This window comes from Pseudorhodoferax sp. Leaf265 (assembly GCF_001422365.1).
Classification (GTDB): Bacteria; Pseudomonadota; Gammaproteobacteria; order Burkholderiales; family Burkholderiaceae_C; genus Pseudorhodoferax.
Genome location: NZ_LMMT01000007.1, coordinates 79,797 through 103,497 on the forward strand (window position 1 = coordinate 79,797; position 23,701 = coordinate 103,497).

Annotated in this window: 17 protein-coding genes; 7 read left to right on the forward strand and 10 right to left on the reverse strand. The window is 68.8% G+C overall.

Annotation, left to right across the window (positions count from 1 at the left end):
• The first annotated feature begins 35 nt into the window (after positions 1–35).
• A complete protein-coding gene (locus ASF45_RS08845) occupies positions 36–2,279 on the forward strand; it encodes a phosphocholine-specific phospholipase C (RefSeq protein ID WP_056660150.1) in 2,244 nt (747 codons plus the stop codon).
• Between the two features lie 20 nt (positions 2,280–2,299).
• Positions 2,300–2,875, forward strand: a complete 576-nt coding sequence (locus ASF45_RS08850) for a PEPxxWA-CTERM sorting domain-containing protein (protein ID WP_056660153.1) — start codon at positions 2,300–2,302, stop codon at positions 2,873–2,875.
• A gap of 36 nt (positions 2,876–2,911) precedes the next feature.
• On the opposite strand, the gene ASF45_RS08855 is transcribed toward ASF45_RS08850, so the two are convergent.
• Genes ASF45_RS08855 through ASF45_RS08870 form a run of 4 tightly spaced genes read right to left on the reverse strand, consistent with a single transcriptional unit; the run spans position 2,912 to position 6,762 of the window.
• The gene (locus ASF45_RS08855; protein ID WP_056660156.1) at positions 2,912–3,838 is read right to left on the reverse strand and encodes a dihydrodipicolinate synthase family protein; all 927 of its coding nucleotides are present in this window, start codon (positions 3,836–3,838) and stop codon (positions 2,912–2,914) included.
• Positions 3,839–3,863: 25 nt separating this feature from the next.
• Positions 3,864–4,850, reverse strand: coding sequence for a TRAP transporter substrate-binding protein (locus ASF45_RS08860; RefSeq protein WP_056660158.1), 987 nt, complete (start codon positions 4,848–4,850; stop codon positions 3,864–3,866).
• A 23-nt stretch (positions 4,851–4,873) separates the two neighbouring features.
• Entirely contained in the window at positions 4,874–6,139 is a 1,266-nt protein-coding gene (locus tag ASF45_RS08865; protein ID WP_056660161.1) for a TRAP transporter large permease, read from the reverse strand.
• Between the two features lie 2 nt (positions 6,140–6,141).
• Entirely contained in the window at positions 6,142–6,762 is a 621-nt protein-coding gene (locus tag ASF45_RS08870) for a TRAP transporter small permease (RefSeq protein WP_056660164.1), read from the reverse strand.
• A 105-nt stretch (positions 6,763–6,867) separates the two neighbouring features.
• Between ASF45_RS08870 and ASF45_RS08875 the strand changes: the two genes are divergently transcribed.
• Positions 6,868–7,527 (forward strand): GntR family transcriptional regulator, encoded by a 660-nt coding sequence (locus ASF45_RS08875; RefSeq protein ID WP_056660167.1) that lies wholly within the window; start codon positions 6,868–6,870, stop codon positions 7,525–7,527.
• Here ASF45_RS08875 and ASF45_RS08880 read toward each other — a convergent pair whose 3' ends face one another.
• The 3 genes from ASF45_RS08880 to map are packed head-to-tail and all read right to left on the reverse strand — an operon-like array spanning position 7,528 to position 12,016.
• A complete protein-coding gene (locus ASF45_RS08880) occupies positions 7,528–8,535 on the reverse strand; it encodes a formylglycine-generating enzyme family protein (protein WP_056660170.1) in 1,008 nt (335 codons plus the stop codon).
• A 14-nt stretch (positions 8,536–8,549) separates the two neighbouring features.
• Positions 8,550–11,186 carry a [protein-PII] uridylyltransferase gene (locus ASF45_RS08885; protein ID WP_235580861.1) on the reverse strand — a complete coding sequence of 879 codons (2,637 nt, stop codon included), beginning with the start codon at positions 11,184–11,186 and terminating at the stop codon, positions 8,550–8,552.
• The gene (map, locus tag ASF45_RS08890; protein WP_056660173.1) at positions 11,183–12,016 is read right to left on the reverse strand and encodes a type I methionyl aminopeptidase; all 834 of its coding nucleotides are present in this window, start codon (positions 12,014–12,016) and stop codon (positions 11,183–11,185) included. The genes ASF45_RS08885 and map overlap by 4 nt, the downstream gene beginning before the upstream one ends.
• 137 nt (positions 12,017–12,153) lie before the next feature.
• Here map and purL point away from each other — a divergent pair, with 137 nt between their 5' ends.
• A complete protein-coding gene (gene purL / locus ASF45_RS08895) occupies positions 12,154–16,137 on the forward strand; it encodes a phosphoribosylformylglycinamidine synthase (RefSeq protein ID WP_056660175.1) in 3,984 nt (1,327 codons plus the stop codon).
• A 13-nt stretch (positions 16,138–16,150) separates the two neighbouring features.
• On the opposite strand, the gene moaA is transcribed toward purL, so the two are convergent.
• Complete coding sequence (gene moaA / locus ASF45_RS08900) at positions 16,151–17,254, reverse strand: GTP 3',8-cyclase MoaA (RefSeq protein WP_056660178.1); 1,104 nt, start codon at positions 17,252–17,254, stop codon at positions 16,151–16,153.
• 135 nt (positions 17,255–17,389) lie between these two features.
• Here moaA and ASF45_RS08905 point away from each other — a divergent pair, with 135 nt between their 5' ends.
• Genes ASF45_RS08905 through ASF45_RS08915 form a run of 3 tightly spaced genes read left to right on the forward strand, consistent with a single transcriptional unit; the run spans position 17,390 to position 19,460 of the window.
• Positions 17,390–17,860, forward strand: a complete 471-nt coding sequence (locus tag ASF45_RS08905) for a DUF2753 family protein (RefSeq protein ID WP_162243978.1) — start codon at positions 17,390–17,392, stop codon at positions 17,858–17,860.
• 48 nt (positions 17,861–17,908) lie between these two features.
• Positions 17,909–18,538 (forward strand): superoxide dismutase, encoded by a 630-nt coding sequence (locus ASF45_RS08910; protein WP_056660184.1) that lies wholly within the window; start codon positions 17,909–17,911, stop codon positions 18,536–18,538.
• Positions 18,539–18,557: 19 nt separating this feature from the next.
• A complete protein-coding gene (locus tag ASF45_RS08915) occupies positions 18,558–19,460 on the forward strand; it encodes a ZIP family metal transporter (protein WP_056660187.1) in 903 nt (300 codons plus the stop codon).
• Between the two features lie 6 nt (positions 19,461–19,466).
• Here the strand turns inward: ASF45_RS08915 and ASF45_RS08920 are convergent, their stop codons facing one another.
• Together ASF45_RS08920 and ASF45_RS08925 are read right to left on the reverse strand one after the other, a co-directional pair.
• Entirely contained in the window at positions 19,467–20,900 is a 1,434-nt protein-coding gene (locus ASF45_RS08920; RefSeq protein ID WP_056660376.1) for an aldehyde dehydrogenase family protein, read from the reverse strand.
• Positions 20,901–21,061: 161 nt separating this feature from the next.
• A complete protein-coding gene (locus ASF45_RS08925; RefSeq protein ID WP_056660190.1) occupies positions 21,062–23,497 on the reverse strand; it encodes a sodium-translocating pyrophosphatase in 2,436 nt (811 codons plus the stop codon).
• Positions 23,498–23,701 lie beyond the last annotated feature (204 nt).

Below are 23,701 nucleotides of genomic sequence, written 5' to 3' on the forward strand. Positions count from 1 at the left end.
CCGCGCGCGCGCCGTCCACACCTCACACAACAGCCATGACCTCACGACGCAGTTTTCTGCGCGGCAGTGCCCACGCGGGCATCGCCGCCGCGACCTACGCAGCCTTTCCTCCGGCGATCCAGCGCGCGCTCGCCATCCCCGCCAACAACGCGACCGGCACCATCCGCGATGTCGAGCACGTGGTGATCCTGATGCAGGAGAACCGTGCGTTCGACCACTACTTCGGCACCTTGGCCGGTGTGCGCGGCTTCGGCGACCGCTTCACGATCCCGCTGCCCGAAGGCCGCAACGTCTGGCAGCAGCGCCTGGCCAACGGCAACGTGGTCATGCCCTTCCACCTGGACGGCAGCCGCGGCAACGCCCAGCGCGCCAACGGCACGCCGCACGATTGGAACGACAGCCAGCAGGCCTGGGACAACGGCCGCATGGACCAGTGGCCGCGCTACAAGAACACGATCTCCATGGGCTACTTCAAGGAAGCCGAGATCCCGTTCCCGTTCGCCCTGGCCAACGCCTTCACGCTGTGCGACGCCTACCACTGCGCCATGCACACGGGCACGGACGCCAACCGCGCGTTCTTCCTGACCGGCACCAACGGCGCGGTGCCCACCGGCACGGCCTTCGTCTCCAACGAATGGGACTGGCTGGACGGCCGCGCCAGCGCCGTCAACACGGGCTACACCTGGACCACCTATGCGGAGCGCCTGGAAGCGGCCGGCGTGAGCTGGATCAGTTACCAGAACATGCCCGACGAGTGGGGAGACAACATGCTGGGCGCGTTCCGCCAGTTCCGCCGCGCCAACCAGGCTTCGGGCTATCCCGTGTCCAGCGGCGGCGCACCGAACAGCGCTTACAGCAACTCTGGCCAGGCTCTCCCATACCACGCCTACGACGCGGCCACGGACAACACCAACAACCCGTTGTACAAGGGCATCGCCAACACGCTGCCCGGCACTTCGCCCGAGAACTACCTGGACGCCTTCAAGCGGGACATCCTCCAAGGCAAGCTGCCCGCCGTGTCCTGGATGAACGCGCCCTCGGCCTACTGCGAGCACCCGGGCCCGTCCAGCCCGGTGCAGGGCGCCTGGTTCCTGCAGGAGGTGCTGGACGCGCTGACGGCCAACCCCGAGGTCTGGAGCAAGACCGTGCTGATCGTCAACTTCGACGAGAACGACGGTTACTTCGACCATGTGCCTTCGCCGTCCGCACCCTCGCCGGACGGCAAGGGCGGCTATGCCGGCAAGACCACGCTGGCCCAGAGCGACCTGGGTGCCGAGTACTACACGCACGGCAGGCCGCTGGGCAGCACCAGCCAGCCAGCTGCCGATGGCCGCGTCTACGGCCCCGGCCCGCGCGTGCCCATGTACGTGATCTCGCCCTGGAGCCGCGGCGGCTGGGTCAACTCGCAAGTGTTCGACCATACCTCGGTGATCCGCTTCCTGGAGGCGCGATTCGGCGTGGCCGAGCCCAACGTCAGCCCGTTCCGCCGCGCGGTCTGCGGCGACCTGACCAGCGCCTTCAACTTCGCCACGCCCAACAGCGAAGTGCTTCCGGTGCTGCAGGGCCGCAAGAGCCGCACCGAGGCCGACGCGCTGCGCACAGCCCAGCAGCGGCTCGCGCAGATCGTGCCGCCGGCCGCCCAGCAGTTCCCGGTGCAGGCCGAAGGCACGCGCCCCTCGCGCGCGCTGCCCTATGAATTGGCGACCACCTGCACGGTGCAGCCCGGCGCCACCATGGCGGCCGTGCGCGTGGCGCTGGACTTCGCCAACACGGGCCGCCAAGCCGCCGTGTTCCATGTCTACGACCGCAAAGACCTGGCCGCCGTGCCGCGCCGCTACATGGTGGAAGCCGGCAAGACGCTGTCGGATCTCTGGACGCCGGCCGTCGGTGGCGCCTACGACCTGTGGGTGCTGGGGCCCAACGGCTACCACCGCCACTTCACGGGCAGTGCGCTGCGCGCGATCGCCGCCGGCCAGCCGCGGCCCGACGTGCAGGTGCGCTGCGACGCCGCCACGGGCGAGCTCGTGCTGCGCCTGGTCAACGCCGGCACGGCGCCGTGCACCTTCAACCTGACCGCCAACGCCTACGCCGCGCTGAGCCAGAGCCACACCCTGGCGCCGCGCGGCGAACTCGCTGTGCGCCTGCCCACGGCCGGCAACGGCTACTGGTACGACTTCAGCACCACGGTCTCGGGCCAGCCCGACTACCTGCGGCGCTTCGCCGGCCGCGTCGAGACCGGCCGCCACACCGTCAGCGACCCCGCGCTGGGCCAGCGTTGAACCCCTTCACGAGAACCGACATGCATTCCATTCTTCGCGGCGTGATCGCCGGCACGGCCCTGGCGCTGTGCACCACCTTTGCCTCGGCCGCCGTGCTGAGCTTCGACGACATCACGGGCCCCGACGGCTACGAGGCCGTGCCCGCCAGCTACGGCGGCCTGGACTGGTCGGGCAGCAGCTGGTCGGTCATGACCACGCCGGGGACGCCGTTCACGGCGCACTCGGGCGATGGCCGCATCGTCATGGGCTGGGACGGCACGGACGCCACGAGCACCATCCGCTTCCTCGCGCCGACGGTGTTCGACGGCGCCTGGTTCGCCGGCTACGGCGAGGCCAGCGTGCGCTTCGACCTGTACCTGGCCGGTGCGCTGGTCGGCAGCTCCGACACGCTGGGCCTGTCCGACACACCGGCCTTCCTGGCCAGCGGCTGGACCGGCGCCATCGACGCTGTGGTCGTGTCCAGCAACCTGCACGCGTTCTACGTGATGGACGACTTCAGCTTCCAGGACGCAAGCGAAGTGCCTGAGCCCGCCACGCTGGCCCTGGTGCTGGCCGGCCTGGGCCTGGTGGGCGCCGCATGCCGCCGCCGGGCCTGACGGCACGGCCTGGCATGGGGCGTGGACGCCTGGCGCTCAGCGCCCGGTGATCCCCACGTCCGGCAGCACCGGCCGGTTGGCCAGCGCCTTCTTCATGATGGTCTCCACGTGCAGCTTGTCGGCGGCCGGGAGTTCCAGCCGCGGCGGGCGGGTGCGGTAGGTGCCGCGGCCCAGGATGTGCTCGCACAGCTTGATGCATTGCACCAGGTCGGGCCGCGCATCCAGGTGCAGGATCGGCATCAGCCACTCGTACAGCGGCATCAGTTCGTCGAAGCGTCCGGCCTTGGCCAGGCGGAACAGGGTCTCGCCTTCCTTCGGGAAGGCGTTGGAGATGCCCGAGACCCAGCCGACGGCGCCCATGGCCACGCTCTCGACGACCACGTCGTCCAACCCCGCGAACAGCACGAAGCGGTCGCCGACCATGTTGCGCGTGTCGATGAAGCGGCGCGTGTCGCCCGAGCTGTCCTTGAAGCAGACGATGGTCTCGCAGTCCGCCAGCGTGGCCAGGATGTCCGGCGTCACGTCGTTCTTGTAGATCGGCGGGTTGTTGTAGACCATGACCGGCAGGTCGGTGGCCTTGGACACGGTACGGAAGTGCGCCGCCGTCTCGTGCGGCTTGGACGAGTAGAGCAGGGCGGGCATGACCATGATGCCGTCCACGCCGATGCGCGCGGCCTCCTTGGCCGTCTCGCAGGCGAAGGCCGTGGTGAACTCGGCGATGCCGCAGATCACCGGCACGCGGCCCTTGGCCACGGCGCGGGCGGCCTCCATGATGGCGATCTTCTCCTTGGTCGAGAGCGAGCAGTTCTCGCCGACCGTGCCGCAGACGATCAGGCCTGACACGCCGTCCTGGATCAACGCGTCCATGACCTTGGCGGTGGCGTCCACGTCGACCGACATGTCTTCGCGGAACTGGGTGGTGACGGCCGGGAACACGCCCTGCCAGCTGACTTTGGGGCTCATGGTTTGCCTCCTGTGGGTTGAAAAATCAGAGCGTGGCGCCGGTCTTGCGCAGCTCGGCGATCGCCGGTGCCTTGGGCAGCCAGATGGCGTCGAAGGCCTGGATGCTGGCCTCCACGTTGGCGGCCGGCTCGGTCTTCATGGCGATGCCGGTCTCCTTGAACTTGGCCAGCAGGCCGGGCTCGGTGCCTGCGATCTCGGCAATTTGCGCGTCCAGCGACTTGGCCACCTGCGCGCGGATAAGTTCCTTGTCCTTGTCCGGCAGCGACGCCCAGACGCGGCCGGAGACCAGCGGCGCGAACGGCATGAACAGCGCGTTCATCTGCAGGATCACCTTGGACACCTTGTCGAAGCGCGCATTCCACGAGAACTCGATGTCGGCCTCCAGCGCGTCGACCTGGCCGTTGGCCATGGCGTCGAACACCTGGGGTGTGGGGATCGGCGTGGGCGCGGCACCCATGGACTGGTAGAAGTCGCGGTAGACCGGCGTTGGGTTGATGCGCAGCTTCAGGCCCTTGAGGTCGGCCGAACTGTTCAGGTCCTTCGTGGAGAACACCGAGCGCATGCCCGTGATGCCCCAGCCCAGGCCGATGCAGCCGGTCTCGCGCGGCAGCACTTCCAGCAGCTTCATGGCGGCCGGCGTCTTGACCAGCTTGGCCACGCTGGCCGTGGAACGCACCAGGTAGGGTGCGTTGATGGCGGCGACCGTGGCCACGCGCGAGCCGAGTTCGGCGGCCTGGATCCAGCCCATGTCGAGCGCGCCGGACTGCAGCTGCTGCATCATGGCCGACTCGTTGCCGAGCTGGCCCGAGTGGAACACCGTGGCCGACAGGCGCCCGCCGGTCTCCTTCTTGAGCGTCTCGCCGAAGGCCACGGCGGCGCGGTTCCAGGAGTGGCCGGCCGGCGTGATGAGGCCGATGCGGAATTCCTTGGCTTGTGCACGCAGCACGGGGCTGAAAGCCAGCGAAGCGGCAGCGGCGCTGCCGGCGACGAACGAGCGACGGGAAACGGTCATGGCAAAGACTCCAGGTTGAAAAGCTACTTGATGAGGCCCAGCGACAGCCAGGGAAAGATCGACAACAGGACGAGCGCCACGCAGCAGATCAGGAAGAACGGCAGCGTCACGACGAACATCTTTCCGGGCTTGGCGCCCGTCACGGCCGCGGCGACGAAGAAGCTCAGCCCCACGGGCGGCGACATCAGGCCCAGCACCAGGTTCACGACCACCACCACGCCGAAGTGGCGCGGGTCGATGCCGTAGACCTCGGTGGCGATGGGCAGCAGGATGGGCACGGTCATGATCAGGCCGGGAATGCCGTCGATCACGGTGCCGATGACCAGGAGGATCACGTTGCTCAGCAGCATGAAGGTGACCGGGTCCTTGGCCACGGTCTGCACCCAGGCGGCGGTGGCCTGCGGCACCTTGCCGAAGATCAGGATCCACGAGAACACGGCCGCCGCCGCCACCAGGAACAGCACGATGGCCGAATAGATGCCCGAGCGCACCAGCATCTCGGGGATCTGGCTGAAGCGGAACTCCTTGGTGACGTAGCGGCCCACCAGCGCGGACGCCACCGCGCCCACGGCGGCCGCTTCGGTCGGATTGGCCAGGCCCGAAAGGATGGAGCCGACGATCACGATGGGAATCAGCAGCGTGGGGCTGCACACCGCCACCGATTTGGCGCGCTGGCGCAATGTGCGGCGCTCGCTGCGCGGGTACTCGTAGACCAGCCCCATGAGTGCGATCACGACGAAGAACAGCACCGTGAGCAGGATGCCGGGCAGGATGCCGGCGATCAGCATGTCGCCCACGGCCACCTGGGCCAGCACGCTGTAGACCACGAACATCACCGAGGGCGGGATGATGGGCCCCAGCATGCCGCCGTAGACCGTGAGGCCGGCGGCGAAGGTCTTGTCGTAGCCCTGCTTTTCCATCTGCGGCACCATGACCTGCGACATGATGGCCACCTGCGCCGTGGCCGAACCGATGATGGAGGAGACCAGCGCGTTGGCCAGGACGTTGACGTAGGCCAGGCCGCCCTTGACCGAACCGACGAAGGCCATCGACAGCTCGACCAACCGGCGCGTGATGCCGCCGCCGTTCATGATCTCGCCGATCAGGATGAACAGCGGGATGGCGATCAGCCCGTAGCTGTCGACCCCGCCGAACATCTGCATCGGGAAGGACTGGAACAACAGCGGGTTGCCGCTGTCCCAGATGTAGAACATGCCAGCCAGGCACAGGCAGATGCCGATGGGCACGCCGATGAACAGGATGGCCAAGAAGAAGAGGGTGGTCAGCATGCTCAGTTCACCACGGCTTCGGCATCGGACGAGGGGAAGCCGGCATGGCGGCGCTTGGGCTGCCAGCCCAGGTCTTCGACCAGGTTGGCGGCGGCGTGCAGGCTCAGCGTCAACGCGACCAGCGGCAGGATGGTCTGCAGCAGCCAGGTCGGCCAGTTCAGCGTCTGCGTGCGTTCGGTGTAGAGGAAGTTGAAGGACGTGCCAGCGAACTCCTTGGCGTCGAAGCCCGCGCGTGCGATGCCCACCGGGTCCATCCAGATCCAGCACATCACCAGCATGGCCAGGCCGAACACCAGCACGCCGGCGCCGGCCAGCAGCTTGAAGGCCTGGGCCAGGCGCGCGCCCAGCTTCTCGGTCAGCAAGGTCACGGCGAAATCCATGCGCAGGCGCGTCATCGCCGAGCCGCCGACGAAGGTGAGCCACACCACCGAATAGACCGCCGCCTCGTCGATCCAGTAGATCGGCATGCCGGTGTAGCGCGTGACCACATTGACGAGGATCAGCACCATCAACAGCGCCATGAGCCACAGGATCAGTTGGCGTTCCACGCGCAGCACGAAGCCGGATGCGTCGAGCACCAAACTGGAGAGAGGGCTGCGCCGTGGTGGGGCGGTGTGCTGCATTTTGGGTATTCCTTTGGAATATTTGAAATATATTAGACGTATGCTAGAGTCCATTGCAAGCTTGATGCCACGGTTTCTCGTCCGTGCTTACCCTGAGGATTCGCCGTGAACTTGAAGAAGGCCGCTGCGCCGAAGCGGCGTGACGCCGACCTGGCCTTCGAAGCCATCGAGGCCATGATTTCCACCATGGGCCTGCCGCCCGGCAGCCCGATCGTGGAGGCCGAGATTTCAGAGCGGGTGGGCATCGGCCGCACGCCGGTGCGCGAGGCGCTGATGCGGCTCATGTCGATCGGACTGATCGTGCAGCAGCCGCGGCGCGGGCTGCTGGTCTCGCCGATCGACCTGGCGAACCATCTGGACACGATCCTCACGCGGCGGGTGCTGGAGCGCGTCATCGCCTCGTGTTCGGCGCGCCGCGCCAACGCGGCCGAGCGCCAGCAGATCGCCGACTGCGCCCAGCGCATGGTGGCCGCTGCCGCGCGCGACGACCTCAAGGCCTACATGCGCGCTGACCATGACCTGGACGTCGCCAACCACGCGGCCAGCCGCAACGCTTCGGCCGTGACGGCCGTGGTGCCGCTGGTCACGCAGTGCCGGAGGTTCTGGTACGCCTACCAGCATGCTGGGGAGATCACCGAGGGCGCGCGCTGCCACGCCTTGCTGGCCCGCGGCATCGCCGACGGCAACGAGGCCGCGGCCGTGCAGGGCGCCGATGCGCTGATGGACTACCTGGAGGCGTTCACGCGGCGCGTGATCGACAACTGATCACGGCGCCTCGCGCACCAACCGGATGCCGACCAGCGTGTAGCGCGTCTGGGGCGTGTTCCAGTTGCGAAAGCCGCAGCGCGCATAGAGCGGCCAGGTGTGCCAGGAGCCGCCGCGGCGCACCTTGACCTCGCCCTCGGCGGGGCCCGGCGGGTCCTCGGCAGGGGAATGGGCGTAGTAGTCGTCGGCATGCCAGTCGGCGGTCCATTCCCAGACGTTGCCCAGCATGTCGTGCAGGCCGAAGGCATTGGGCGCGTGGCTGCCCACGGGCGCCGTGAACGCATGGCCGTCGTGGAACGGGAAGGCCTGGTCCGCCCACTTCGGCCAGTGCACGGCCGCCTCGCGGTCGAACACGTTGGCCTGGCCCTGCAGCGCGGCGGGCGGCGGCTCCGCCCCTTGCTGGCCGGCGCGGCAGGCATATTCCCACTCGGCTTCGGTCGGCAGCCGGTAACGGCGCCCTTCGGTGCGTGACAGCCAGCGCGCGAGCGCCTGGGCGTCGTTCCAGGTCACGTTGACGACGGGATGGTCCTCGCCCTGCGCGAAGCCCGGGTTGCGCCAGGAGTAGCGTGGATCGCGGCCCTCGAAGGCGTCGCCGCGCGCCGTGGTGGCGGGGTCGTAGGCCGGATTCCAGCCATAGCCTCCGGTGCCGTCGGCGATCGATTCCGGCACATGGCCCGAGCGTTCCAGGAAGGCCCGGAACTGGCCCACGGTGACCTCGTGCTGCCCCAGGTAGAACGGCCGCGTGATGCGCACGGCATGGGCCGGCCGCTCGTCGTCCAGCCCCTGCAGGCGACGCGGTTCGGCGCGCGGGTAGAGGGCCTGCAGTTCTTCGGCAGAGGCGGCGGTTCCCATGCGAAAGCTGCCCGCCGGGATGCGCACGAAGACCATGCCCAGCGTGTTGGTCCAGCGAGCACCGCCCCCGTCAGGCGGGGTGTTGCGGACGGCGCAGCCCGGCGCAAGCAGGGCCAGTGCGGCGATGCAGACGGTCCAGGTGGCGGCGCGCTGCATCTGGACCGTGCGCGTCAGGCGAGTGCCTCGAGCAGTTCCGTCTCCACCACGATCTGCAGCCGGTTCTGCTGCAGCGCCGGACCCTGGATCAGGAAGGTGTCTTCCACACGTTCGCCCAGCGTCGTGACCTTGGCCAGCTGCACGCTGATGTCGTTGGCCGCGAGCACGCGGGCCACGAGGTAGAGCAGGCCGGGCCGGTCGCTGGCTGAGATCGACAGCAGCCAGCGCTGGGCCTTCTCGTCGGGCTGCAGGTCCACGCGTGGCGCGATGGGGAAGCTCTTGACGCGGCGCGACACGCGGCCGCGGCCCGGGGCAGGCAGGGGGCCGCCGGTGGCCAGGGCCTGGCCAAGGTCGGCCTCCACCATGTGCATGAGCTCCTGGTAGTGCTCGGGCAGCATGGAGGTGACGACCTGGAAGGTGTCCAGCGCATAGCCGTTCTTGGCCGTGTGCACCTTGGCGTCGACGATGGAGAAGCCGGCCTGGTCGAAGTAGCCGCAGATGCGCGCGAACAGATCGGCGCGGTCGGCCGTGTAGACCATGACCTGCAGGCCTTCGCCGACCGGCGAGCGGCGTGCGCGCACCAGGGCCGGCTGGTCCGGGGACAGGCCCTCGGGGCCCAGGTGGCGCGCGATCTGGCGTGCGTGCCAGGCGATGTCGCCGGCCTCGTGGCGCATGAAGTAGCTCACGTCCAGCGTGGCCCAGAGCTGCTTGTGCGATTCGAAGGGCTCGGCATGCAGCGCCAGCTGTGTGAGCGCCTCGCGCTTGCGGGCCTCGATGTCGGCATCCGGGTCCGGCGCGCGACCGCCCAGCACGCGCAGCGTGTACCGGTACAGATCTTCCAGCAGCTTGCCTTTCCAGGCATTCCAGACCTTGGGCGAAGTGCCGCGGATGTCGGCCACGGTCAACAGGTACAGGGCCGTGAGGTAGCGCTCGTTGCCCACGCGCTTGGCGAAGCCAGCGATGACATCGGGGTCGGAGAGGTCGGCCTTCTGGGCCACGCGCGACAGCGTGAGGTGCTCTTCCACCAGGAACTCGATCAGCTTGCTGTCCTGCCGGCTGATGCCGTGTTGCAGGCAAAAGCGACGCACGTCGCGCGCGCCGAGCTCGGAGTGGTCGCCGCCACGGCCCTTGGCGATGTCGTGGAACAGCGCTGCGATGTACAGGATCCAGGGCTTGTCCCAGCCGGCGGCCAGCTGCGAGCAGAACGGGTACTCGTGCGCATGCTCGGCCATGAAGAAGCGGCGCATGTTGCGCAACACCATCAGGATGTGCTGGTCCACGGTGTAGACGTGGAACAGGTCGTGCTGCATCTGCCCGACGATCTTGCGGAACACCCACAGGTAGCGGCCCAGCACCGAGGTCTGGTTCATGAGCCGGATGGCGTGCGTGATGCCGGCCGGCTGCATCAGGATGCGGCGGAAGGTCTCGCGGTTGACCGGGTCGTTGCGGAAGCGCGCCGTCATCAGCGAACGCGCGTTGTACAGCGCGCGCAGCGTGCGTGCCGACAGGCCGCGGATGCCGACCGTGCTCTCGTAGAGCAGGAAGGTCTCAAGGATGGCGTGCGGGTGGCGGTGATAGAGATCGTCGCTGGCCACCTCGATCATGCCGGCCTTCTCGAAGAAGCGCTCGTTGATCGGCCGCAGCGCGTGCGTGGTCGGGTTCAGCCGCTCTTCGATGTTGAGCAGCAGGATCTGGTTGAGCTGCGTGACCGCCTTGGCGGCCCAGTAGTAGTGGCGCATCAACTGCTCGCTGGCGCGCACCGGCGCTTCCTGCGAGAGGTCGTTGCGGTAGCCGAAGGATTCGGCCACGGCCGTCTGCAGATCAAACACCAGGCGGTCTTCGCGCCGGCCGGCGACCAGATGCAGCCTGGCGCGGATCAGGCTCAGCAAGGCTTCGTTGCGCTTGATCTGCCGCGCCTCGTGTGGCGTGGCCAGGCCGGTGCGGACCAGCTCGTCCCAGCTGCTGCCCAGGCCGGCGGCCTTGGTGATCCACAGGATCAGTTGCAGGTCGCGCAGGCCGCCCGGCGATTCCTTGCAGTTGGGCTCCAGCGCGTAGGGCGTGTTGTCGAACTTGTTGTGGCGCTGGCGCATCTCCAGCGTCTTGGCCACGAGGAAGGCCTGCGGGTCGACGGCCTTGCGGAACTGGTTGCTGAACAGCGTGAACAGGCCGCTGTGGCCGGCGATGAGCCGCGCCTCCAGCAGCGAGGTCTGCACCGTGACATCCTTGTCGGCCTCGGCCAGGCATTCGCGGATGTTGCGCACCGACGAGCCGATCTCCAGGCCTGCGTCCCAGCAACTGCCGATGAAGCCTTCGATGCAGGCCTTCAGACCCGCATCGTGCTCCGGCGAGAGGTCTTCGGGCAGCATGAGCAGCACATCGACATCGGAATGCGGGAACAGCTCGCCCCGGCCGAAACCGCCCACGGCCAGCAGGGCGCAGGAAGTCGGCATGCCGGCGCGCTGCCAGAGCTGGCACAGCGTCTCGTCGGCCAGCCGCCCCAGCTGCTGCAGCACGCCGTGCAGGTTGCGCGTGCTGGCGCCGCAGTCGCGCAGCGTCTGCAGCAGCGCGCTCTTGCGCTGCTGGTAGTGGGCGCGCAGCGTCGGCAGATCGGCCGCCGGCGCGGCGCTGCAAGGGGCGGGCAGGCTGCTCAAGCGGCGGCGGTGCTGGGTTGGGGTTGCACGAAGGCCGGCGGCGCCAGGCTGCCGGCCGACAGGGTCAGCACCTCGTAGCCGGTTTCGGTGACCAGCACGGTGTGCTCCCACTGGGCGGACAACGAATGGTCCTTGGTCACGATGGTCCAGCCGTCCTTCTCGGGGCCGTCCTTGATCTCGCGCCGGCCGGCGTTGATCATGGGCTCGATCGTGAAGGTCATGCCGGGCTCCAGCACCTCCATGGTGCCGGGGCGGCCGTAGTGCAGCACCTGCGGCTCCTCGTGGAAGCGCTGGCCGATGCCGTGGCCGCAGAACTCGCGCACCACCGAGTAGCCCTGGCCCTCGGCGAATTTCTGGATCGCGTGACCGATGTCGCCCAGGCGGGCACCGGGCTTGACCTTGACGATGCCGTGCCACATCGCGTCGTAGGTCACCTGCACCAGGCGGCGCGCGGCGATGGAGCCTTCGCCGATGATGTACATGCGGCTGTTGTCGCCGAACCAGCCGTCCTTGGTGATCACGGTGACATCGATGTTCATGATGTCGCCCTTCTTGAGCGGCTTCTCGTTCGGGATGCCGTGGCAGACCACGTGGTTCAGCGAGGTGCACAGCGCGGCCGGATAGGGCGGGTAGCCGGGCGGCTGGTAGCCCACCGTGGCCGAGCGCGTGCCCTGCACGTTGACCATGTACTCGTGGGCGAGTCGGTCGATTTCCTTGGTCGTGACGCCGGCCGCGACATGCGGCGTCAGGTAGTCGAGGACTTCGGACGCCAGCCGGCAGGCTTCGCGCATGCCTGCGATCCCGGCGGCGTCTTTGATGGTGATGCTCATGGGGCCGAATTATCCCACTCGGGTTTTCCATTGTCCGGCGCCGCTAAAATTGCGGGCTTTCCCTGAAGCGGGGACCGCCAAGCCCAGTCAGCGCTTGCCCGGCCACCGCCCGCCCACCACCCACAGGCCGCCACAACGTGACCTCGCAACCGATCCAGCTCGAAGGCGGCAACGCCCTGAGCGACTTCCGCGTCCAGCAACTGCTCCCCCGCCTGCAGGCGGTCCACGACAAGATCACGGGCCTGGCGGCGCGCCACGTGCACCTGGTGCTGGCCGACGCGCCCCTGGAGCCGGCCGCGGCCGAGCGCCTGGCCGCGCTGCTGGACTATGGCGATCCGTACCAGGGCCCGGTCGACGGCCCGGTGCTGGTGGTCACGCCGCGCCTGGGCACGGTTTCGCCCTGGGCCTCCAAGGCCACCGACATCGCCCACAACTGCGGCCTGCCCGTGCGCCGCGTGGAGCGCATCACCGAGTACCGGCTGGTGCTCAAGAGCGGTTTGCTGGGCGGCAAGCCCCAGCTGAGCGCCGAACAGCTGCTGGCCATCGGCGACCTGCTGCACGACCGCATGACCGAGAGCCTGCTGGCCGACCGCAAGCAAGCGGAAGGCCTGTTCGCCACATTGGAAGCCGCGCCCATGGCCCGCGTCGACGTGCTGGGCGGCGGCCGCACGGCGCTGGAAACGGCCAACCGCGCGTTCGGCCTGGCCCTGGCGGTGGACGAGATCGATTACCTGCTGGACGCCTTCACCAAGCTCGGCCGCAACCCGACCGATGTCGAACTGATGATGTTCGCCCAGGCCAACAGCGAACACTGCCGCCACAAGATCTTCAACGCCAAGTTCACGGTGGATGGCCAGGACCAGGCGCTGAGCCTGTTCGGCATGATCCGCAACACGCACCAGCTGGCGCCGCAGCACACGGTGGTCGCGTACTCCGACAACGCCTCGGTCATGGAAGGCGGCACCGTGCAGCGCTTCGTGGCGGGCGAGCGCGGTGCCTACGCCGGCCAGGCGGCGCTGCACCACGTGCTCATGAAGGTGGAGACGCACAACCACCCGACGGCGATTTCGCCCTTCCCCGGCGCGTCCACCGGCGCGGGCGGCGAGATCCGCGACGAGGGCGCGACCGGCCGCGGCTCCAAGCCCAAGGCTGGCCTCACCGGCTTCACGGTCTCCAAGCTCTGGCCTGACGCCGCCGATGTGGCCTATGGCAAGCCGGCCCACATCGCGAGCGCATTGCAGATCATGACCGAGGGCCCGCTGGGTGGCGCAGCCTTCAACAACGAATTCGGCCGGCCCAACCTGCTGGGCTACTTCCGTGAGTACGAGCAGACCGCGGCATCCGATGTGGACAGCCAGCGCCGCGGCTACCACAAGCCCATCATGATCGCGGGCGGCCTCGGCACCATCGCGGCCGAGCAGACCAAGAAGATCCCGTTCCCGGCCGGCGCGCTGCTGATCCAGCTGGGCGGCCCGGGCATGCGCATCGGCATGGGTGGCAGCGCCGCCAGCTCCATGGCCACGGGCGCCAATGCGGCCGAGCTGGATTTCGACTCGGTGCAGCGCGGCAACCCCGAGATCGAGCGCCGGGCCCAGGAAGTCATCAACCGCTGCTGGCAGCAAGGCGCGGACAACCCCATCCTGGCCATCCACGACGTGGGCGCGGGCGGGCTGTCCAACGCCTTCCCGGAACTGACCAACGACGCGGGCCGCGGCGCGCGCTTCGAGCTGTCTGCCGTGCCGCTCGAAGAGTCGGGCATGGCGCCCAAGGAAATCTGGTGCAACGAAAGCCAGGAGCGCTATGTGCTGGCCATCGCACCCGAGTCGCTGGACCGCTTCGCGGCCTTCTGCGCGCGCGAGCGCTGCCCGTTCGCCGTGGTTGGCCGGGCCACGGAAGAACGCCAACTGGTGCTGGCCTCCGACGACAACCCCGTCGACATGCCCATGGAGGTGCTGCTGGGCAAGCCACCCAAGATGCACCGCGAGGTGCAGACCGTGGCGCGCCAGTTCGCACCGCTGGACCTGAACGGCGTGGATCTGCAAAAGGCCGTGATCGACGTGCTGGCCCACCCGACCGTGGCGTCCAAGCGCTTCCTGATCACCATCGGCGACCGCACCGTGGGCGGCCTGTCGCACCGCGACCAGATGGTCGGCCCCTGGCAGGTGCCGGTGGCCGATTGCGCCGTGACGCTGGCCGACTACGCCGGCTTCGCGGGCGAGGCCATGTCCATGGGCGAGCGCACACCGCTGGCCGTGATCGACGCCCCCGCGTCTGGTCGCATGGCCGTGGCAGAAGCCATCACCAACCTGCTGGCCGCCCCCATCGAGCTGCCGCGGGTGAAGCTGTCGGCCAACTGGATGGCCGCTTGCGGCCAGCCCGGCGAGGACGCCGCGCTGTATGCCACCGTCAAAGCCGTGGGCATGGAGCTGTGCCCGGCGCTGGGCATCTCGATCCCGGTCGGCAAGGATTCGCTGTCCATGCGCACGCAGTGGCAGGACGGCACCGAGAAGAAGCAGGTCAGCGCGCCCGTGAGCCTGATCGTCTCGGCCTTCGCGACGCTGGCCGACGTGCGCGGCACGCTGACGCCGCAACTCGATGCGACCGAGGCCGACAGCACGCTGGTGCTGGTGGACCTGGGCCGTGGCCAGCACCGCATGGGCGGCAGCATCCTGGCCCAGACGCTGGGGCAGGTGGGCGACGCCGCACCAGACCTGGACGTGCCGCAAGACCTCGTGAACCTGGTCAACGCCGTCAACGCACTGCGCGCCCAGGGCCGCATCCTGGCCTACCACGACCGCAGCGACGGCGGCCTGCTGGCCACGGTGTGTGAGATGGCCTTCGCCGGCCATGTGGGCGTGGCGCTCAACGTGGACCTCTTGGTCACCGAAGGCGACGGCATCAGCGACAGCCGGGCCGAGTACGGCGATGCCAAGAACTGGGCCACCCAGGTCTCGGCACGCCGCGAGGAACTCACGCTCAAGGCCTTGTTCAGCGAGGAGCTGGGCGTGGTGCTGCAGGTGCGCACGGCCGAGCGCAACGAGGTCATGCAGGTGCTGCGCGCGCACGGCCTGTCCAAGTGGAGCCACTTCATCGGCAAGACGCGCCCTGCGGGCGGTGCCATCGAAGTCGGTGTGGGCGAGGTCCAGGTCTGGCGCGACACCAAGGCGGTGTTCTCGGCCAAGCTAGCCGACCTGCACCAGGTCTGGGACAGCGTGAGCTGGAAGATCTGCCAGCAGCGCGACAACCCGGCCGGTGCCGATGCCGAGCATGCGGCCGCCGGTGCGACCGACGATCCGGGCCTGCAAGTGGCCTTGAACTTCGCGCCGACTACGGCGGTGGCGCCAGCGCTGCTGCAGCGCCGGCCCAAGGTGGCCGTGCTGCGCGAGCAGGGCGTCAACTCGCACGTCGAGATGGCTTACGCCTTCACCCAGGCCGGCTTCGAAGCCTTCGACGTGCACATGACCGACCTGCAGGCCGGCCGCTTCGACCTGGCCGATTTCCAGGGCGTCGTGGCCTGCGGGGGCTTCAGCTACGGCGACACGCTGGGCGCAGGCATCGGCTGGGCGCGCTCCATCACCTTCCACGAGCGCCTGTCGGCGCAGTTCCAGGCCTTCTTCGGCCGTGGTGACACCTTCGGCCTGGGCGTGTGCAATGGCTGCCAGATGTTCGCCGAGCTGGCCGACATCATCCCGGGCGCGCAGGACTGGCCGCGCTTCACGACCAACCGCAGCGAGCGCTTCGAGGCGCGGCTGTCGCAGGTTGAGGTGCTCGAGTCCCCGAGCCTGTTCTTCAAGGGCATGGCCGGCAGCCGGCTGCCGATCGCGGTGGCGCACGGCGAGGGCTTCGCCAACTTCGCGCGGCGCGGCAACGCGGCCAAGGCGATCGCGGCGATGCGCTTCACCGACCACCACGGCCAGCCGACCGAGGCCTACCCGTTCAACCCGAACGGCAGCCCGCAAGGCCTGACCGCCGTGACCACGGCCGACGGCCGCTTCACGGCCATGATGCCGCACCCCGAGCGCGTGTTCCGCAACATTCAGATGAGCTGGACCTCGGGCGACCAGAGCGCCACCAGCCCCTGGATGGAGCTGTGGCACAACGCGCGGCGCTGGGTGGGTTGAGCGCGGCGGCGGCTCAGCCGCCGATGTAGCTCATCTCGATGCGCTTCTCGGTCGGCGCCAGCATGCCGGCGCCGCGCAGCTGCGAGTAGCGGTCGCTGCGGTTGTGCCAGATGCCGGCGATGGCCTGCGTGATCTGCCCGTCGGACGCGCCACCGCGCAGCAGGCTGCGCAGGTCGTGGCCGCGGCTCGCGAACAGGCACAGGTAGACCTGGCCTTCGGTCGACAGCCGGGCCCGGTTGCAGTCGTGGCAGAAGGCCTGGGTCACGCTGCTGATCACGCCGACCTCGCCCGAGCCGTCGGCATAGCTCCAGCGCTCGGCCGTCTCGCCGGGCGCCGTTGGCTCGAGCGCCGCCAGCGGCAGTTCGGCCGACAGGCGTTGCACCACCTCGGCCGAAGGCATGACCTCGTGCATGCGCCAGCCGTTGGTGGCGCCCACGTCCATGTACTCGATGAAGCGCAGCACCACGCCCGTGCCGCGGAAATGCCGGGCCATGGGCACGATCTCCTGCTCGTTCGTGCCGCGCTTGACGACCATGTTGACCTTGATCGGCCCGAGCCCGGCCTGCTGGGCTGCCTCGATGCCGCGCAGCACGTCGGCGACCGGAAAGTCGACATCGTTCATGCGCCTGAAGACGGCGTCGTCCAGCCCGTCCAGGCTCACGGTCACGCGGTTCAGGCCAGCAGCCTTCAGGCTGGCGGCCTTGCGCGCGAGCAGGGAGCCATTGGTCGTGAGGGTCAGGTCGAGCGGCTCGCCATCCGGCGTGCGCAGCGCGGCCAACTGCTCGACCAGCACCTCGATGTTCTTGCGCAGCAGTGGCTCGCCACCGGTCAGCCGGATCTTGCGCACGCCCTGGGCGACGAACAGCCGCGCCAGCCGAGCGATCTCCTCGAAGCTCAGCAGCGCGCTGTGCGGCAGGTAGGGGTAGTCCTTGCCGAAGACTTTCTTGGGCATGCAGTAGCTGCAGCGGAAGTTGCAGCGGTCGGTCACGCTGATGCGCAGGTCGCGCAGCGGGCGCTGCAGCTGGTCGTACAGCGTGCCGCCATCCTCGCCCACGGCGTACAGCGGCACCGGCAGGGGTGCAGCCTGGGCAACGAGGGGAATGACGCGGTGGACCATCGCGGGATTGTGCCGCAGGGCCTGGGGAAATTCGCTGGCGTGTGGACAATGGTATTGAGAGTTATTATCATCTGACCGCCCGAATACGCACACGCAAGTCCACGCAAAGGGCGCACCCCAGATGGAGGCATGCGCGTGGATCTCGAACCCCTCACTTCCCGAACGACCGGCGGCGATCTGCTGTCGCCGTGGCAGTCCGTCATGTCGCGCGGCACCGCTGCGGCCCGGCAAGGCCATGTGCTGCTGGCGCTGGCCAACTTCCAGGAGGCCCTGGGCATTGCGCGCGCGCTGCTGGCCGTGTCGGGCCAGCGCAGCGACGACTGCGTGGCCGCGCTGGTCGTCTCGCACCACAACCTGGCCGAAGTGCAGCTTGACGCCGGCGGCGACGACCTGGCCGCCGCCCACCTGGCGCTGGCGCACGAAACCCTGATGCACCTGCTGTGCGACCCGGCCACCGACGGTGCGCTTCGGCAGGCGGCACTGCGCCACAGCCGCGAGACCCATGCGGCACTGCTGCTGTACCTCGAAGCCCATGGCCCCCATCCCGCGATCGCGCGCGCACTGCGCGCTGGCTGCCTGGGCGTGGCGCTCGGCCCCCTGCATTGAGGCAGGGACGGCCCGCCGATTTCCTTCCCAATCCACAGGACAACACCCATGCCCTACACCTTGCCGGCCCTGCCGTACGCCTACACCGCGCTCGAACCCCACATCGATGCGCAGACCATGGAAATCCACCACAGCAAGCACCACCAGACCTACATCACGAACCTGAACAACGCGGTGCAGGGTACGGAATGGGCTGATGTGCCGATCGATGCGCTGGTCGCCAATGCCGCCAAGCTGCCCGAGAACCTGCAGACCGTGGTGCGCAACAACGGCGGCGGCCATGCCAACCACAGCCTGTTCTGGACCGTGATGTCGCCCCAGGGCGGCGGCGAGCCCACGGGCGAACTGGCGCAGGCGATCCAGGCCGACCTGGGCGGCTTCGCGAACTTCAAGGACGCCTTCACGCGCGCTGCGCTGACACGCTTTGGCAGCGGTTGGGCCTGGCTCAGCGTGGCGCCGGACGGCAAGCTGGTCGTCGAAAGCAGCGCCAACCAGGACAGCCCGCTGATGGCCGGCTGGCTGTCGGGCAACACGCCGATCCTGGGGCTGGACGTCTGGGAGCATGCCTATTACCTGAAGTACCAGAACCGCCGCCCGGAGTACGTCCAGGCGTTCTTCAATGTGGTGGACTGGACCGAGGTGTCCGGCCGCTTTGCAGCCGCCCGCCGGCCGCGCTGATCCCTTGAAAAGAAAGCCGATGCACGACACGCAGTCTTCCGGTCTGATCACCTTCGGCACGCTGCGTCCGCGCAAGCTGCTAGGCTGGGCCATTCTTCTCGCAGGGCTGGCCTTGCCCTTCGTGCATCTGCTCCAGCGCATCCTGGCCGACCCGGTGCTGACCGCGGCGCTGCAGGCCGGCTCGGTGGCCGCGCTGGCCACGGCCCTGGGCACGGTGCCTGTGCTGCTGTCACAGCGCCTGTCCGACCGCGCGCAGGACACCTTGTTCGGCTTCGGTGCGGGCGTCATGCTGGCGGCCTGCGCGTTCTCTCTGATCATTCCGGGCCTGGCCGCCGCGAACGCGGGCGGTGCCGGGCCCTGGCGTTCGGGCATGACCGTGGGCGCGGCCATCCTGCTCGGCGGCATCGTGCTGCTGGCGCTGGAGCGCTGGCTGCCGCACGAACACTTCATCAAGGGCAAGGAAGGGCCCGAGGCGCGCACGCTCAAGCGCACCTGGCTGTTCGTGTTCGCGATCGCCCTGCACAACCTGCCCGAGGGGCTGGCGATCGGCGTGGGCTTTGCCGGCACCGACCCGATGCGGGCCGGCGCACTGGCCACCGGCATCGCGATCCAGGACGTGCCCGAGGGCCTGGTGGTCGCCGTGGCGCTTCTGGCGGCGGGCTACCGGCGCAGTGTCGCCGTGGGCCTGGGGATGGCGTCCGGCCTGATCGAGCCGGTGGGTGCCGTCATCGGCGCGGCCGTCATCAGCTACTCGGCAGCGCTGCTGCCCTGGGGCTTGGGTTTCGCGGCCGGCGCGATGCTGTTCGTGATCAGCCACGAGATCATTCCCGAGTCGCACCGCAAGGGCCACGAGGCCTGGGCCACGGGCGGGCTCATGCTGGGCTTCGTGCTCATGATGCTGCTCGACACCGCGCTGGGCTGAGCCGCCTCAACCGTGGCGCACGGCCACGGTCTTGAGGACCGTGAAGCCGTACAGCGCCTCGAAGCCCTTTTCGCGGCCGTGGCCTGAGCTCTTGACGCCACCGAAAGGCAGTTCCACGCCACCGCCGGCACCGTAGTTGTTGATGAACACCTGGCCGCTGCGCACGCCGCGTGCCATGCGGAACTGGCGCGCGCCGTCGCGCGTCCAGACGCCGGCCACGAGGCCGAACTGGGTGGCGTTGGCCAGTTCCAGCGCATGCTCCTCGTCGCGGAAGGCCATGGCGGCCAGCACCGGGCCGAACACCTCTTCCTGCGCCAGCCGGTGCTGCACCGGCACGTCGCGCAGCAGCGTGGGGGCCTGGTAGTAGCCGGTCTCGGGCGCTTCCTCCACCACACGGCCCTGGGCCACCACCGGGATGTCGGCCGCATGGGCGTCGGACAGGAAGTCCCAGACACGTTGCTGCTGCGTGGCGCGGATCAGCGGGCCCACGTCCAGGTCCATCGCGGCAGGTCCGACGCGCAAAGCTTCGAACGCCGGGGCGAGGCGTTCGAGCAAGGGTTCGTAGATGGACTGCTCGACCAGCAGGCGCGAACCGGCGGAGCAGGTCTGGCCCGCGTTCTGCACGATGGCGTTGACGATGGCGGGGATGGCCTGGTCCAGGTCGGCATCGGCGAACACGATCTGCGGGCTCTTGCCGCCCAGTTCCAGCGTGACCGGGCAATGCCGCTCGGCGGCGGCCTGCTGGATCAGCGTGCCGACCTTGGGGCTGCCCGTGAAGCTGATGTGGTCGATGCCGGGATGGCGCGCCAGCGCGTCGCCGACCTCGTGGCCGTAGCCCGTCACGATGTTGATCGCGCCGGCCGGAAAGCCGGCCTCGGCCGCCAGTTCGGCAACCCGCAGCAGCGACAGGCAGGCATCCTCGGAGGGCTTGACCACGCAGACGTTGCCGGCGGCGAGCGCACCGCCCACGCAGCGGCCGAAGATCTGCATGGGGTAGTTCCAGGGCACGACGTGGCCGGTCACGCCATGCGGCTCGCGCCAGGTGAAGACGCTGTAGCCGTTCTGGTAGGGAATGGTCTCGCCGTGCAGCTTGTCGCAGGCACCGGCGTAGAACTCGAAGTAGCGCACCAGCGCGATGGCGTCGGCGCGGGCCTGCTTGGTCGGCTTGCCGCAGTCGCGCTGCTCCAGCGCGGCGAGTTCCTCGCCATGCTCGGCGATCTTCTCGGCCAGGCGCATGAGCAGCCGGCTGCGCTCGGCCGCCGACAGCTTGGACCAGACGCCGTCGTAGCACTGGCGCGCAGCGCGCACGGCGGCGTCGATGTCCTGCGCGTTGCTGCGCTGGATCTCCTCGAAGGGCTGGCCGTCCGACGGGTCGATGACCGGGATGGTGCGGCCGGACGAGGAGGGGACGAAGGCGTTGGCGATGTAGTTCAGGGGCATGGCGTCGGAGGTGTGTGGCGGATGCCGCATCCCGGGAGGGGGCATCGGGGCCCGGCGGCAGCCAGGCGGCTGGGAATCTTACGGCGGACGCATGGCCCGGGCCGCGCAGGAACGAAAAAGCCCGCGCTGCAGGCGGGCTCGGAGGCAACGCGGGCCGCAGGCTATTGCACGGCGACTTCCACGCGGCGTGCCTCGGCAGGCGGACCGCCGGCCGTGGTCTGCTCCGGCTTCCTGAGCTCGACCTTGTCTTCGGGCACACCGGCGGTCTTCAGTGCGTCACGCACCGCAACGGCGCGCTGGCGGGCCAGTTCGGCGTTCTTCGCGGGATCGCCCGAGGCATCGTGGTAGCCGCTGACCACGGCGCGCTTGCCGGCGGCGACGGCCTTGGCCACCTCGGCCAGCGCGGCTTCGCTGCCGGTGGCCAGATCGGCCTTGGCGCTGGCGAAGTAGAACTTGACGACACCGTTGTCGACACGGAACGAGGCCACATCGCCGCCCGCCGCGGCCGCAGCGGCTGGCGCCGCCACCGGGACCGTGCCGCCGTGGAACTGCATCACCAGCGGCACGATCAGCAGCGCCACGATGTTGATGATCTTGATGAGCGGGTTGACCGCCGGGCCGGCCGTGTCCTTGTACGGATCGCCCACGGTGTCGCCGGTGACGGCGGCCTTGTGCGTCTCCGAGCCCTTGCCGCCGTGGTGGCCGTCCTCGATGTACTTCTTGGCGTTGTCCCAGGCACCGCCGCCCGTGCACATGGAAATCGCGACGAATAGGCCGGTGACGATGGTGCCCATCAGCAGCCCGCCCAGCGCCGCCGGGCCCAGCAGCAGGCCCACGACGATGGGCACGACGACCGGCAGCAGCGAGGGGACCATCATTTCCTTGATCGCGGCCGAGGTCAGCATGTCCACGGCACGGCCATACTCGGGCTTGGCTGTGCCTTCCATGATGCCCGGGATCTCGCGGAACTGGCGCCGCACCTCGACCACCACCGAGCCGGCCGCGCGGCCTACGGCCTCCATCGCCATGGCGCCGAACAGGTAGGGGATCAGCCCGCCGATGAACAGGCCGATGATCACCATGGGGTTGGACAGGTCGAAGGTGATGACCTTGCCGTAGGCCTCCAGCTTGTGCGTGTAGTCGGCAAACAGCACCAGCGCCGCCAACCCGGCCGAGCCGATGGCGTAGCCCTTGGTCACCGCCTTGGTGGTGTTGCCCACGGCGTCCAGCGGATCGGTCACATCGCGCACGCTGCTGGGCAACTCGGCCATCTCGGCAATGCCGCCGGCGTTGTCGGTGATGGGGCCGTAGGCGTCCAGCGCGACCACGATGCCGGCCATGCTGAGCATGGAAGTGGCGGCGATGGCGATGCCGTACAGGCCACCCAGCGCGTACGACACCCAGATCGCGATGCAGACGAAGATCACCGGCCAGGCGGTGGAGCGCATGGACACGCCCAGGCCCGCGATGATGTTGGTGCCGTGGCCGGTGGTCGATGCCTGGGCGATGTGCTTGACCGGCGCGTACTGGGTGCCGGTGTAGTACTCGGTGACCCAGACCAGCGCGGCCGTCAGCACCAGGCCCACGGTGCAGGCACCGAACAGCTTCATCTGGCTGCCCGAGGCGGCGATCGCGTTGTCGGGGATCAGCCAGGCCGTGACGAACCAGAACGCCACCAGCGACAGCACGCCGGCCACCGCCAGGCCCTTGTACAGGGCCGGCATCACGTTCTTCATGCCCGGCGAGGCCTTGACGAAGAAGCAGCCGATGATGGACGCGACGATGGACACTGCGCCCAGCGCGAGCGGATAGACCACGGTGCTGGCGCCGCCGCCGGTCACCACCAGCGCGCCCAGCACCATGGTGGCGATCAGCGTGACGGCGTAGGTCTCGAACAGGTCGGCCGCCATGCCGGCGCAGTCGCCCACGTTGTCGCCCACGTTGTCGGCGATCACGGCGGGGTTGCGCGGGTCGTCCTCGGGGATGCCGGCCTCGACCTTGCCGACCAGGTCGGCGCCCACGTCGGCGCCCTTGGTGAAGATGCCGCCGCCCAGCCGCGCGAAGATGGAGATCAGCGAGGAGCCGAAGGCGAAGCCGATCAGCGGATTGAGCAGTTCGCTCGGCTTGACGCCCGGCGCGCCGTTGGCCGCCAGGTACCAGTAAAAGCCCGTCACGCCCAGCAGGCCCAGGCCCACGACCAGCATGCCGGTGATGGCACCGCCGCGGAAGGCCACGTCCAGCGCCGGTCCGATGCCTTGGGTGGCGGCCTGCGCGGTGCGCACATTGGCCCGCACCGAGACGTTCATGCCGATGAAGCCGCAGGCGCCGGACAGCACCGCGCCGACCACGAAGCCCACGGCCGTCTTGGCATCCAGGAACAGGGCGATCAGCACCGCCAGCACCACGCCCACGACGGCGATGGTCTTGTATTGCCGTGCGAGGTAGGCCGCGGCCCCGGTCTGGATCGCCGCGGCGATCTCCTGCATGCGGGCATTGCCCGCGTCCTTGGCCAGAATCCAGCTGCGCGCCCAGAAGCCGTAGGCCACGGCAATGAAGCCACAGACAAGCGCCAATATCAGCGCCGAGTTGCCAGTCATAGAACGTCTCTCCTCACGCTTGTTCTCGTTGCTCGATAGGGCACAACGCATGCGGTGCCCCCGCTGCGTTGCTTCCTCGTCGTGCTCAGATCTCGTGCGAATGACGATTGGCCAACTGGGCCAATATATAAGCAAATCTCGCAAACACTGTTGCATCGCTGCCTCGACCGCAAGCGTGCCCCCTAAAATCCGGGTTTGTCCCAG